The organism is Ruegeria sp. BB5 (assembly GCF_056539405.1).
This window is the reverse complement of record NZ_JBQFUX010000001.1, coordinates 1,102,662-1,116,189: the sequence shown is the minus strand read 5'-3', so window position 1 is coordinate 1,116,189 and position 13,528 is coordinate 1,102,662. Positions and strand designations below refer to the sequence as shown.

Annotated in this window: 11 protein-coding genes and 1 tRNA gene; 6 read left to right on the top strand and 6 right to left on the bottom strand. The window is 57.3% G+C overall.

Annotated elements, in window-relative coordinates; all coding sequences use genetic code 11:
• Positions 1-12 precede the first annotated feature (12 nt).
• From ACR0DL_RS05530 to fabI, 4 genes are all read right to left on the bottom strand, one after another.
• Positions 13-1,854, bottom strand: a complete 1,842-nt coding sequence (locus ACR0DL_RS05530; RefSeq protein WP_480687992.1) for a peptidyl-prolyl cis-trans isomerase — start codon at positions 1,852-1,854, stop codon at positions 13-15.
• Positions 1,855-1,934: 80 nt separating this feature from the next.
• Positions 1,935-3,110, bottom strand: coding sequence for an aminotransferase (locus ACR0DL_RS05525; RefSeq protein WP_480687990.1), 1,176 nt, complete (start codon positions 3,108-3,110; stop codon positions 1,935-1,937).
• A gap of 27 nt (positions 3,111-3,137) precedes the next feature.
• Positions 3,138-3,647, bottom strand: coding sequence for a xanthine phosphoribosyltransferase (gene gpt, locus ACR0DL_RS05520; protein ID WP_170505761.1), 510 nt, complete (start codon positions 3,645-3,647; stop codon positions 3,138-3,140).
• Between the two features lie 4 nt (positions 3,648-3,651).
• A complete protein-coding gene (gene fabI / locus ACR0DL_RS05515) occupies positions 3,652-4,458 on the bottom strand; it encodes an enoyl-ACP reductase FabI (RefSeq protein ID WP_480687988.1) in 807 nt (268 codons plus the stop codon).
• A gap of 135 nt (positions 4,459-4,593) precedes the next feature.
• Here fabI and pdxH point away from each other — a divergent pair, with 135 nt between their 5' ends.
• The 4 genes from pdxH (at position 4,594) to ACR0DL_RS05495 (ending at position 6,442) form a co-directional block, all read left to right on the top strand.
• Positions 4,594-5,199, top strand: coding sequence for a pyridoxamine 5'-phosphate oxidase (gene pdxH / locus ACR0DL_RS05510; protein ID WP_170358619.1), 606 nt, complete (start codon positions 4,594-4,596; stop codon positions 5,197-5,199).
• Between the two features lie 142 nt (positions 5,200-5,341).
• On the top strand, positions 5,342-5,848 hold the full coding sequence (locus ACR0DL_RS05505) for a cold-shock protein (protein ID WP_174818762.1): 507 nt from the start codon (positions 5,342-5,344) through the stop codon (positions 5,846-5,848).
• 42 nt (positions 5,849-5,890) lie between these two features.
• Positions 5,891-6,322, top strand: a complete 432-nt coding sequence (locus ACR0DL_RS05500; RefSeq protein ID WP_254437329.1) for a DUF192 domain-containing protein — start codon at positions 5,891-5,893, stop codon at positions 6,320-6,322.
• Positions 6,323-6,365: 43 nt separating this feature from the next.
• A tRNA-Pro gene (locus ACR0DL_RS05495) sits at positions 6,366-6,442 on the top strand.
• A gap of 10 nt (positions 6,443-6,452) precedes the next feature.
• Here the strand turns inward: ACR0DL_RS05495 and ACR0DL_RS05490 are convergent.
• Positions 6,453-6,920: a hypothetical protein gene (locus tag ACR0DL_RS05490; RefSeq protein ID WP_368039718.1), complete on the bottom strand. Its 468-nt coding sequence runs from the start codon at positions 6,918-6,920 to the stop codon at positions 6,453-6,455.
• Between the two features lie 498 nt (positions 6,921-7,418).
• Between ACR0DL_RS05490 and ACR0DL_RS05485 the strand changes: the two genes are divergently transcribed.
• Together ACR0DL_RS05485 and ACR0DL_RS05480 are read left to right on the top strand one after the other, a co-directional pair.
• Positions 7,419-11,039, top strand: a complete 3,621-nt coding sequence (locus ACR0DL_RS05485; RefSeq protein WP_480687986.1) for a vitamin B12-dependent ribonucleotide reductase — start codon at positions 7,419-7,421, stop codon at positions 11,037-11,039.
• A 548-nt stretch (positions 11,040-11,587) separates the two neighbouring features.
• Positions 11,588-11,833: an EF-hand domain-containing protein gene (locus tag ACR0DL_RS05480; protein WP_170358611.1), complete on the top strand. Its 246-nt coding sequence runs from the start codon at positions 11,588-11,590 to the stop codon at positions 11,831-11,833.
• 46 nt (positions 11,834-11,879) lie between these two features.
• On the opposite strand, the gene ACR0DL_RS05475 is transcribed toward ACR0DL_RS05480, so the two are convergent.
• A complete protein-coding gene (locus ACR0DL_RS05475; RefSeq protein WP_170514375.1) occupies positions 11,880-13,424 on the bottom strand; it encodes a trimethylamine methyltransferase family protein in 1,545 nt (514 codons plus the stop codon).
• Between the last annotated feature and the right edge of the window lie 104 nt (positions 13,425-13,528).

The window sequence follows — 13,528 nt, the reverse complement described above, 5'->3', positions numbered from 1 at the left end:
GTTTGGTCTCTTTTAATAGCTCGACTGCACGGCGTTCAGCGCGCGTTGGTCAATCACGGGACGGGCGCGGGTCTGCGCGTCGCGCACATAAGCGTCAAAGATGTTCTGGGCCAGCGCCTGATTTAACTGTGCTTCCAGCGCGGTCTGTACCTGGCGCAGTTCATCAGTTTCGGCGGGCGGTAGCAATTCTTCAAGACGCACGACATACGCCGTGCCATCGCCAGGAATGACGCGCAGCTCACCAGGTTCCATCTCGAACACCTGACCCATGAAATCTGCCGGCACATCCTCAAGGAAAGCGGTGCGGGTCAGCGCATTTTCAACCCGGAACGGCAAACCGGTGGCGGTGAAATCGCCGTCAGCATTCAGTTGTTCCAGAACGGAATTTGCATTTTCAGCCAACGCCTTGCCGGTTTCCACCTGCGTCCATGCGGTGGCCACACGATCACGTGCGCTTTCCAGAGGCTCGGGGCGTTGGGGTAGCACCTCGTTCAAACGCAAAGCAAAGATCGAACCGTCTTCGAGGAACGCAACCTCGGGGAAATCGCCTTCGTTTACGGCTTCGGCAGCGGCGCGGAAACCGTCATAGGCGGCGACGCCTTCACCGCTTTCGCGGGTCCAGTCGATCTGGCCCAGTTCCATCTCGGTCTCGCCGGTCAGCTCTTCCAGTGTCGCACCACCGGCAAGCAGGTCGTCAATGTCTTCGGCCTGTGCTTCGATTTGACGGCGCGCGCGGTCGGCGGCCAGTTCTTCGCGCAGGGCAGGGGCGGCATCTTCGAACGGCGTGTTGTTTTCGGCCAGCGATCCGTTGATGCGGAACAGCGCGGGGCCGAAGGTCGAGGGCAGCGGGCCAACAACCGCGTCCAGATCGGCGGCAAAGACGGCATCAGCTGCTTCGCCCAGATCTTCGCGGGTGACATCGCCAAGGTCGATATCGCTCAGCTCTAGCTGACGATCTCTTACGAGGTTTTCGAACGTGGTGCCACCAACCTCAAGCTGCGCCATCGCATGCTGTGCGTCTTCTTCGTTCGGATAAGTCAGACGTTCGACCAGACGACGCTCGGGCTGATAGAATTCCGAGGCACGCTGATCATAGAGGCGACGCACCGCATCCTCATCAATCTCGACACTGTCCAACAGCATGTCGGGCGACAGAATCGCATAAGTCAGTTGCTTGGTGCGGGGCAGGGTGAACTGATCCTGATTCTCATCATAATAAGTCTGGATCTGCTCATCCGTGGGTGCAGGAACAGGCGATGTCAGGGCGTCGGGTCCGACCGTCGCAACGGTAAAACTGCGGCGTGCGCCGACATAGTCCGTCAGCACTTGCGTCAGAAGCGAAGGCATCTCAACCCCGCTGATCACCGCGTTTTGCACGATGGTGCGCGAGGACTCCTTGCGCAGATCCGATTCGAATTCTGTATCCGTCATGCCAGCCTGTTCCAGCTGGAACTGATAGGCCTCACGGTCAAACGTGCCGTTGACGCCCTGAAAGGCCGGGATGGCGACGATTTCTTCTTGCAGGTTCTCATCCCCGATCGAAATGCCCAGCTCACCGACTTCGTTGTCCAGCGCGGCCAAAGCGGTCAGGCGCGACAGGGCCAACTGATCCAGACCGAACTCATGCGCCTGAGACATTTGCAAGGGCTGGCCGGTCTGGCTTTCGACCGCGCGGATTTCGCGCTGCAATTCGCGAACGTATTGGTTGATCGAAACTTCTTCGTTCCCAACTTGCGCGACGGTGCGCACGGTGCCGGTCAGGCTTGTTGCGCCAAAGCCCGCAAGGCCCAGCATCAATAGGCCCATGAGAATCCAGACAAAGGTCTTCGATAGGTTTTTCATGCCTGCGGCCATGGTGCCCTCTTAATCTTGTGGCAAGGAACTGCCCTGTCGGTTGCGGCCCTGAATACGACGCGCACCGCCGGGGGGCAAGCTCAGAAGGACAGGGCTTGCAACCGTTCGAACAATTGCTGAATACCGGCGCGGTCGAGATTAGCGAATGCAATGCGCATCTGGCGTTTTCCGGCGGGATCATCTGGCGGCATAAACATCGTTCCGGGCAGCAGAAGGATGCCGGCCTCCACCACCAGACGGCGGGCCAGTTCGTCCGAGGGGATATCGAACGGATGTTCGAAATAGGCGAAATAGGCGCCCAAGCCTAACAGACGCCAACCCTTGTTAGTCAGGTTTGGCAACTGCTCTTGGATAGCCGCGCGGCGATCGAGGATTTCGTCACGCTCTCCGGCGACCCATTGCGACAGGTTCCGCATGCCCCAAAGGGCCGCGAATTGGCCGATCTGACCGGGGCAGATCGCCACCGTATCAAGGAATTTTTCTACCTCGGATAGCAGTTCAGCACCGGTTGCAATGGCACCAACCCGGTGGCCGGTCAGGCGATAGGCTTTGGAAAAGGAATAGAGGTGAACCAGCGTCTCGTCCCAGCCGGGCTGCGCGAACAGGTCATGCGGCGGGCCGCTGCGGCTGTCGAAATCGCGATAGGTCTCATCGACCAGCAAGCGCAGACCGTTTTCACGGGCCAGTTCGTAGAACGCGCGCACCAGATCGGCCGGGTATTCCACACCACCCGGGTTGTTCGGCGTCACCAGAGCGATGGCGCGGGTTTTGTCGGTGATCAAAGCGCGGGCGGCATCAGGATTAGGTAACAGATCATCACCGGTCTTCAGGTCAACGGCATGTACCCCGGCCATGTCCAACCACATTTTGTGATTGAAATACCATGGGGTTGGCAGGATGACCTCATCCCCTTCGTCAGTGATGGCCGAGATTGTGGCGGCAAATGCCTGATTGCAGCCGGAGGTGATTGCGACCTGATCCGGTGCGACCTCGACGTCATAGTGCTGACCAATTTGCACCGCCAGTTCGGTGCGCAGATCCGGATTGCCCAGCACGGGCCCATACAGATGGGCCCGATCCTCGGTCACCGCAAATTCGGCCATGGCCTGACGTAAGGCCAAAGGGGGCGGATCGACCGGCGCGGCCTGACTGACATTGATCAAAGGCTGGTCGTCAGGGAAATTCGCGCCTTCCAGCCAGCGCCGCGCCTCCATCACCGGAGGGGCGAAGGTGGCGGCGGTGCGTGTCCGGGTCATGCGAGATCCTAGATGTTCAAGAAAAGATCAGTCGGTGCCGCGGTAGGGCTCGACATATTGCAGGGCCATATCCCACGGGAAGAAGATCCATGTATCTTGGCTGACTTCGGTGATGAACGTATCCACCATCGGGCGGCCTTTGGGTTTGGCGTAGACAGTGGCAAAATGCGCCTTGGGGTACATCGCACGCACCAGTTCCAGTGTTTTGCCGCTGTCGACCAGATCGTCGATGATCAAAACGCCTTCACCATCACCCATCAGCTCGGCATCAGGGGCTTTCAGCACCTCGGCTTCGCCTTGTTCCTGATGGTGATAGGACCGCACGCTGATCGTGTCGACGGTGCGAATGTCCAGCTCACGGCTGGCGATCATGGCTGGGGCCATACCACCGCGTGTGATCGCAACAACCGCGCGCCAGGCACCGTCGTCCGGTCCTTGACCATCCAGCCGCCATGCCAGAGCACGGGAATCGCGATGGATTTGGTCCCAACTGATGTGAAAGCCTTTTTCGTGGGGCAGACGGTCCTTGGCGCTCATTGCGTTAACCCTTTTCAACGTCCGGGGCGTCGACGGCTTTCATACCGACGATGTGATACCCCGAATCTACGTGCAGATTTTCGCCCGTGACACCACTGCTGAGATCGGACAGCAGATACAGCGCCGATTTACCGACATCGTCGATGGTCACGTTGCGGCGCAGGGGCGAATTATACTCGTTCCACTTCATGATATAGCGGAAGTCACCAATACCGCTGGCTGCCAGCGTCTTGATCGGACCGGCCGAGATCGAGTTCACCCGGATACCGTCTTTGCCCAGATCCTCGGCCAGATATTTGACCGATGCTTCCAGCGCGGCCTTGGCGACACCCATGACGTTATAGTGCGGCATAACCTGCTCGGCACCGTAATAAGTCAGAGTGATTGCACTGCCGCCTTCGGACATCATCTTTTCCGCACGCTGCATGACGGCGGTGAAAGAGTAGACCGAAACATCCATGGTCAGCTTGAAATTCGCCCGGCTGGTGTCGACGTACCGACCGCGCAGCTCGTTCTTGTCGGAAAAACCAATCGCGTGAACCACGAAGTCCAGCTTGCCCCATTTCTGTTCCAATTCCGAGAACAGAGCATCAATCGAGTTCTCGTCACCCACATCACAGGGAAGAACAATTTCACTGCCCAGCTGCGCCGCCAGCGGATCGACCCGCTTTTTCAGGGCATCGCCCTGATAGGAAAAGGCCAATTCGGCCCCGGCATCGGATAAAGCGCGGGCAATGCCCCATGCGATCGATTTATCATTGGCCAGTCCCATGATGAGGCCGCGTTTGCCGGCCATCAACTGATTTGACATGTTTGGTTCTCCGCCTGTCTTCGCGATTTGTTGCGTTGGTTTATGCCATTGGATGCGCTGCATCAAGGCCGCGCACTCTTGCCCGCAGCGGGTTCTCGCCCTAGGGTGGCCAATAATAGTTTCCGGGGGATGGAAATGACCGAGCGTGACGGCATCTTCGCCGGCTCCGATCCGTTTGAAATAGCGGGGCGGTGGCTGGGTGAGGCCAAAGACAGCGAACCGAACGATCCCAATGCAATAGCGTTGGCAACCGTCGATTCTGACGGCATGCCGAACGTGCGTATGGTGCTGTTGAAAGAAATCGAATCCGGCGCTTTCGTGTTTTACACCAATTACGAAAGTGCCAAGGCGGCCGAATTGGATTCGGCGGGCAAAGCAGCTTTTGTAATGCATTGGAAATCATTGAGGCGGCAAATCCGCGTTCGTGGTACAATAACCCGCGAAAGCGGGGCGCAAGCCGATGAATATTATGCGTCGCGCTCGCTAAAAAGCCGTCTTGGGGCTTGGGCTTCGAAACAGTCTCAGCCTCTTAGCAGCCGGGCTGCTTTGATGGCAGAAGTTGCAAAGGTGACCGCGAAATTGGGGCCGAACCCACCGCGACCACCGTTCTGGGGCGGGTACAGGTTAGTGCCGAGCGAGATCGAGTTTTGGGCCGATGGTGCATTCCGGTTGCACGACAGGTTTCAGTGGCGCCGGGATCAGGAAGACTCGGCATGGGATGTACAAAGGTTGAATCCATGACATTCGCGTATCGTGAAATGCAACACAAAGAAATCAAAGGATTTTTTCAGCTTGAATTTGCGAGCCAATCCCATACACATCGGACCCTTAACGAACTATTAATTTTCGCGATAGGAATGCTGTGCCGGAAGACCTGAACAATATGTACCGCGTTCGAGGACACGTGAAATGGTTTGACCCCGCTAAGGGGTACGGGTTCGTTGTGTCCGACGAAGGTGGCCCGGATATTCTGTTGCATGTGAACGTGTTACGTAACTTTGGTCAAAGCTCGGTCGCCGATGGCGCCGGGATCGAGATCATGACGCATCGCACTGACCGCGGCGTTCAGGCGGTTGAGGTTGTCAGCGTAGACCCACCGGCGCGCACCGACTCAATGATGTTGGCGGATTTCGCGGAACTTGATCCGGTTGTGATCGCCGAGGCTCCTTTGGAAGCGGCGCGGGTGAAATGGTTCGACAAGGGCAAGGGTTTTGGCTTTGCCAATGTTTTTGGTCGGGACGAAGACGTTTTCCTGCATATCGAGGTGCTGCGCCGATCTGGTCTGGCTGATCTGCAACCAGGCGAAGCGTTGGCGATGCGCGTCATTAATGGCAAACGCGGGCGTATGGCGGCTCAGGTCCTGGCCTGGGAAGCTGCACTGGACGAATAATACCAGATGATCAGACTGTTAACGGTTCTTGCAAGTGTGACAATGCTGTGGGCCGGTAACGTGCTGGCTGCGTGCCAGGTGGATCGTGTCGGGCTGCGGAACGACAAAACTCAGGTCAGTTTCAACGTCGAGCTTGCAATCAGTCCACAGGATAGGGCGCGTGGATTGATGTTTCGCGAGTCGCTGCCGCAGCGGTCTGGAATGCTGTTCGTGTTCGATCCGCCGCAGCCAGTCGCCTTTTGGATGAGAAACACGCTGATTCCCTTGGATATCATTTTTCTGGATCGCACAGGCGCTGTTGTTCATGTGCATGAGAACGCGATTCCCGGGGATGAATCACTGATTGAAGGCGGAGATTCGGTTTATGCAGTCCTGGAAATCAACGCTGGATTGGCGGCGCGTTACCTGATCACCCCAGGAACACAGATGCAGCACGAAATTTTTTCGCAAGGTCCTGCAATTTGGCCCTGTTAGGGCTTTTCAAATCAGAATGGCAACGTTAGGAAGGCGCACGGTCCGGGGCGTGGCGCAGTCTGGTAGCGCACCTGTTTTGGGTACAGGGGGTCGTAGGTTCGAATCCTGCCGCCCCGACCACTTCTTCCTCTTATGTTGGTGAACCACCCATCTTCTGGAACAGCGCGCCCAACGCTTGATCCAGTGCTTTGCTCTCTACGGGAACCTTGACGGCCGGGCCCTGTTTTTGCGGCACATTGAAGAACAATTCGGCGTCCACGCGATACCCGGTAGTGTTCTTGGTCGACGTCATGCGCATGACGCTTTTGGGCAGGTCCTGCGGGTAGCCATCATAATTGAGAATCAGAAACGCGGTGGTGTCCGGAGGAAGAAACTCCTGGCACTCAAACACCCGATTCCCCACTTTTTCGAACTTTTCTCCTGGCCCAGCGCACTGAGTTTCAAAGGTGTCAAACAACCGTTCGGGATATGTTTCAAACTGCGCGCTGCGGGTCGGAGGGGGCATATCTTGTGGTGCACAGGCCACGATAAGGGCCATTGCGGGCAGAAATCGAAACGCGGTCATCCACTCTGACACTCTCGATTTTCTATTCTGCACGTTATGCCTCCTGTCTGGCCGCGCGACCGGTGGTGTTGTGATTCTCATTCAGCCTATCCACCTTACAGCGGGATTATCAAATGCCGGTAACTCTGCTGATAAAAACAGTTAATCCTGTTGCGCGATTTTCAAGTGCAGTGCTTTATCCCGTGGATGAACCTGTGGAGGAATCGGAATCCAACGCCCGCGGACCCTTTGGAACCGTTTGGTCAACAAAAAAGATTTCAAAAATGAATGAAAATGGCGTTGACGATCTATGGCCGAATACGCCAAGTTGTATGGGCCGAAAGACATGCCACTAAATCTGGTAGCATAACCAGGGTAAGGCATAGGGCGAGGGTCGGAAAGCACATCTATTAAACGTGCAACCGTATAAGCGGTTTCGCGCTGTTAAAGACAGCGACCGGTCATTTGCGCCCAATTTTCAGGCATGGCGTGCGGATCGCTGAAATGCATCTGACGCGAACGGACAAGTTGATTGAATCTAGGGCTGCGGACATGAAGATTGACAGGAAATTCACCAAATCGGGGCAAGATGCATACGCAGAACTGGATTTTGTCTCTGCGACATCTGAGATACGGAACCCGGACGGCACCATTGTTTTCCGACTGGATGAAATCGAGATCCCCGCAAAGTGGAGCCAGGTCGCCAGTGATGTCATCGCTCAGAAGTACTTTCGTAAGGCTGGCGTTCCGTCGGCTCTGAAAAAGGTCAAGGAAAAGGACGTTCCCGAATTTCTGTGGCGCTCAGTTCCTGCAGAAGGTGCTGAATTCGGTGGCGAAACCTCGTCCAAGCAGGTGTTCGACCGCTTGGCGGGCGCTTGGGCGTATTGGGGTTGGAAGGGCGGCTATTTCTCGACCGAGGAGGATGCGCGCGCTTACTTTGACGAGATGCGTTATATGCTGGCGACTCAGCGCGCCGCACCGAATAGCCCGCAGTGGTTCAACACAGGTCTGCACTGGGCCTACGGAATCGATGGCCCCGCGCAGGGTCACCACTATGTCGATTACAAGACCGGCAAGCTGACCAAATCGAAATCCGCATACGAGCATCCGCAGCCGCACGCGTGCTTCATCCAGTCCGTCGATGATGATCTGGTGAACGAAGGCGGCATCATGGATCTTTGGGTGCGCGAGGCGCGCCTGTTCAAATACGGCTCGGGTACCGGGACCAACTTCAGCCATCTGCGCGCCGAAGGCGAGGCGCTGTCGGGTGGCGGTAAGTCCTCGGGCCTCATGGGCTTTCTCAAGATCGGCGACCGCGCCGCTGGCGCGATCAAATCAGGCGGAACAACCCGTCGAGCAGCAAAGATGGTAATCGTCGATGCTGATCACCCTGACATCGAAAAATTCATCGAATGGAAGGTGATCGAAGAGCAAAAGGTGGCCTCGATCGTTGCCGGATCGAAGATGCACGAGAAGATGCTGAACGGCATTTTCGAGGCCATCCGCAGCTGGGACGGCGCACAGGACGATGCGTATGATCCCAACAAGAATGACAGCCTGAAGAAAGCGGTTCGCGAAGCCAAAAAGGTTGCGATCCCAGAAACTTACATCAAGCGTGTGCTGGACTACGCCAAGCAGGGCCATGACAGTATTGAGTTCCCGACCTATGATACGGATTGGGATTCGGAAGCCTATAGCTCGGTGTCGGGCCAGAACTCGAACAACTCGATCCGTGTGACCAATGCGTTCCTGACAGCCGTCGAGAAAGACGCGGATTGGGAATTGATCAACCGCACCGATGGCAAAGTCTCGAAGACCGTCAAGGCGCGGGATCTGTGGGAAAAGGTTGGCCACGCCGCATGGGCTTGCGCCGATCCCGGCATTCAGTTCCACGACACGGTCAACGAATGGCACACGTGCCCAGAAGATGGTGCGATCCGCGGTTCGAATCCGTGCTCGGAATACATGTTCCTCGATGACACGGCTTGTAACCTAGCGTCGATGAACCTGTTGACCTTCCTGAAGGATGGTGAGTTCCAGGCGGCGGACTACATGCACGCTTCGCGCCTTTGGACACTGACGCTGGAAATCTCGGTGACAATGGCGCAGTTCCCATCCAAGGAAATCGCGCAACTGTCTTATGATTTCCGTACTTTGGGTCTGGGATACGCCAACATTGGCGGCCTGCTGATGAACATGGGCTACAGCTATGACTCGGACGAGGGGCGTTCGATCTGTGGCGCGCTGACCGCGATCATGACCGGTGTCGCCTATGCGACCTCGGCCGAGATTGCAGGTGAGCTAGGACCATTCAAAGGGTATGAGCGTAACGCAGACCACATGCTGCGCGTCATCCGGAATCACCGCCGCGCGTCGCAGGGCGTGACGGATGGTTATGAGAAACTGGCCGTAAAGCCGGTGCCTCTGGATCACGGTAACTGTCCAGATAAGCGTTTGGTCGACCTGGCCATGTCAGCCTGGGATGAGGCGCTGAGCCTCGGTGAGAAGAACGGTTACCGGAACGCGCAGGCCACCGTGATTGCGCCGACAGGCACCATCGGTCTGGTGATGGATTGCGATACCACCGGGATCGAGCCCGACTTTGCACTGGTGAAATTCAAAAAGCTGGCTGGTGGCGGTTACTTCAAGATCATCAACCGTTCGGTGCCTTCCGCGCTGGAAAAGCTGGGCTATTCCTCGTCGCAGATCGAAGAAATCGTGGGTTATGCGGTTGGTCACGGCACTATCGGCAACGCGCCGGGGATTAACCACACGTCGCTGACCGGTCACGGTTTTGGCCCGAATGAGCTGGCCAAGGTAGACGCCGCGCTGGAAAGCGCCTTTGATATCCGGTTCGTGTTCAATCAGTGGACACTGGGCGAGGATTTCTGCACCGGCGTTCTGGGCATCCCGGCAACCAAACTGAACGATCCCACCTTCGACCTACTTCGCCATCTGGGCTTCACCCGCGCGGATATCGAAGCAGCCAATGACCATGTTTGCGGAACCATGACGCTGGAAGGCGCGCCGCATCTGAAGGAAGAACACTATTCGATCTTTGACTGCGCCAACCCGTGCGGCAAGAAAGGCAAGCGTTTCCTTGGGGTTGATAGCCACATCACCATGATGGCGGCGGCACAGAGCTTTATCTCGGGTGCGATCTCGAAGACGATCAATATGCCGAATGACGCGACCATCGAGGATTGCCAAAAGGCTTATGAGCTTTCGTGGTCGCTGGGTGTGAAGGCCAACGCGCTTTATCGCGATGGTTCGAAACTGTCGCAACCGCTGGCAGCGGCGCTGGTCGAGGATGATGACGAGGCGGCCGAAGTGCTGGAAAGCGGCTCGGCGCAGGAAAAGGCCGTCGTTCTGGCTGAAAAGGTGATCGAGAAGGTTGTGGTCAAGGAAATCATCCGCAGCCACCGCGAGAAACTGCCGCATCGCCGCAAGGGTTATACTCAGAAAGCGATCGTGGGCGGCCACAAGGTCTATCTGCGAACCGGTGAATTCGAAGACGGCAAGTTGGGCGAGATCTTCATCGATATGCACAAGGAAGGCGCTGGCTTCCGGGCGATGATGAACAACTTTGCCATCGCTGTCTCGGTTGGCCTGCAATATGGCGTGCCGCTGGAAGAGTTCGTCGATGCGTTCACCTTCACCAAGTTCGAACCGGCGGGGATGGTGCAGGGCAACGACTCGATCAAGAATGCGACCTCGATCCTGGATTACATCTTCCGCGAATTGGCCGTGTCTTATCTGGACCGTACCGATCTGGCCCATGTGAAACCCGAAGGTGCAACCTTCGATGATCTGGGTCGGGGCGAAGAAGAGGGTGTCTCAAACGTCTCTGAAATCAGTGAAAGTGCAGCGACTAAATCTTTGGAAGTGCTTAAACAAATCAGCTCAACCGGGTATCTTCGCAAGCGTTTGCCGCAGGATCTTGTCGTCTTTAACGGCGGTCAGGCCGAGGTGAACGGCATGGCGGAAACCGCCGCATCGTTCGAGGCTCCGGTCGCGGAAACAGCGGTTGCCACAGGCATGGATGCTCGCACCAAAGCCAAGATGCAGGGCTACGAAGGAGACCCGTGCGGCGAATGTGGAAACTACACGCTGGTGCGCAACGGCACCTGCATGAAATGCAACACCTGCGGCGGGACCAGCGGGTGTAGCTAAGACAAACGCCCCGCCAGGCGGGGTGTAGGGACCTGAATTTCCCCTCGGATATTCGGTCCCGACGAATACGGGGCAAGGCATAGCCTGAGACTTACCACTAGGCGTCTTGCTCCACTCGGTCGACATGCCCGTGTCGGCCGGGAACAGGGTGGGGCGGAATATTTGCTCTTTCCCACTCTTTCACGGGGCGGGTGCGCTCGTCCCATGCGCAGTCCAGGCCGCAGGCAAAAAAACACCGGGCGGTCAACGAAATGAGCCTGGAAGGCGAAACTGACAGGGGGCTTCGGCCCCCTTTCTTTTTTCAACCGTGATTGGGAAATTAGGCAGGGTTCTGCCGGATTGTGCATTCCTCATCGGGCAAGACCCGCCGAGACGTGATGGGGGAATTTTGCCCAGCGGCTCGCCGCAGACGCGACTCGGAAAAACACGCAAAGATTGGCGCGAAAGTGGCTTAGTCCCGCAATGCGGGTGACAGCAGCCCGGCGTGCGGTGTTTGTAGGGCTTGTCCGGACGCAAACATGCAAAAAACTCAATCAGGAGGCATCACAATGAAACCGCAAACTCTGGCCGCTATTTCCGCCCTTGCCCTGGGACTGCCGACGCTGGCCGTCGCACAATCCTCGGCAGATACAAATGGAGACGGCGTTTTGACCATCGAAGAAGTGCAGGCGGTTCTGCCTGAAGTGGACACGGATGGTTTCTCGGCAATGGATGCCAACGGCGACGGCGCGCTGGATGAGGCCGAGATTGCCGTGGCACAGGAAGCAGGATTGCTGCCGCCAACCGACGGCTAACACATAAAGAAAGCGGCCAGAGGATTTCTGGCCGCTTTTCAGTATCTTATTGGGGAAGGTGAATATTGAATCTGGTCCGAAGTTCAGCATCCAGAAGTGGATCAAAACGCGCCGGGGACGGCATCGACAAGATCTCTTCCTTCCGCTTGATCGCCTTTTCGATCAGATCGGGTTTGCCAAGCTCGGCCCATTCCTTGGGTGAGGTGCGGTCACCGAAAACGGGATATACATAGTCCGCCTGCATCCGGCTTAGCGTGGCATCGGTGCCCAGATAGTGACCCGGCCCGCCAATGCAGACCTCGGCGATTTGGTCCAAGGCCAAGGTTTCGTCAGTCACTTCGATCCCGCGTACGCAGCGCTGTGCCTGACCGATCAGGTCGTCACTGAGAATCAGGCTCTCATGGCAAAAGCCCAGCAACGAGGCATGCATGCCCGCCGCTTCGTATACCATGTTCAAACCTGACAGGCCCGCCATGACGTTGGAACACATCTGCTCCCACCCGGCCTGCATATCGGGCAGCTTCGAGTCCGATGCTCCAGCCGCAGCACCACCCGGCAGGTCATAAAACCGATGCATTTGCGCGCAGCCGGCCGTTAACAGGGCCTGTTCGCCCGAACCGATGGACATCGCACCTGTGCGCAGGTCCAAACCAAATGGCCAAGTGCCAAAAACTGCCGGTGCGCCGGGGCTTACGGCATTTACGTAAACCAGTCCGGCCAGACATTCCGCAGTGGCCTGCGTGATTGCTCCGGCGATGGTTGAAGGCGCGGTCGCGCCTGCCATGCCAGCAGACAATAGCAGAACCGGCATCCCGGCCTTGATGCACTCTTCCATCACTTCGCAACTTTCGGTCGCGAATTTCATCGGGGGCACGACAAAACAGTTCGAATTCGACACGAAGGGCCGCTCACGAAACTTGTCCTCGCCGCCGGCGATCATGTGGAGCATTTCCACCGCAGGGGCAACGTGGCTGGGTTCGGTAAAGGACGTACCGATATGTTTGAAGCTGCCTGAACAGGCGGCGTAGATCGTGTTCAGGTCCATTTCCAGATTGTCCGAGATGTCGCGGCAAACCATGGGGCGCTGAACAAAATGGATGTTTTCTAGCTGTTCGCAAATGCGCGCAGCATCGTGCAGGTCCTGAACGGTCGAGTCGCGGTATTCCCGCCCGTGTACATCCACCATGCTGACGGCAGCACCGGCGGTGCCGTAGTGAACCTTAGTGCCCGACAACTCTAGGTCGGTCTTTCCATCGCGGCTGTACAGAGTGACCGAGCGGTTGGCCTTGGCAATCGTGTCTTCCACCAACGCGCGCGGGAACCGGATGCGGCCATCGTCACCCAGGATGCATCCGGCGCCGACCAGGTAGTCGATGCCGCTTGGCGGGGCATCCGCCAGACCAATGGTTTCCAATGCGGTCAAGGCGGCTTCGTGGATGCGCTCGATTTGGGCTTGGGTCAGCACATTGAGAGTGCCGCCTTCCATACCTGCACGGACAGGGCGCAAATGTTCGGGCAGGGCAGTTGCACGGGCAGCACGACGCGCGGCGCGACCGCCGGTGCGGGATGAGGTGCGGGTTTGATCGTTCATGGTTCGGATTCCGATGGGTAATTGGCTGTCAGAAGGGTTGATCTAAGCCTCTGACGGCCGCCCACGTGCCGCACGACCACGATCCGCACCAATGGTGCGGCTGA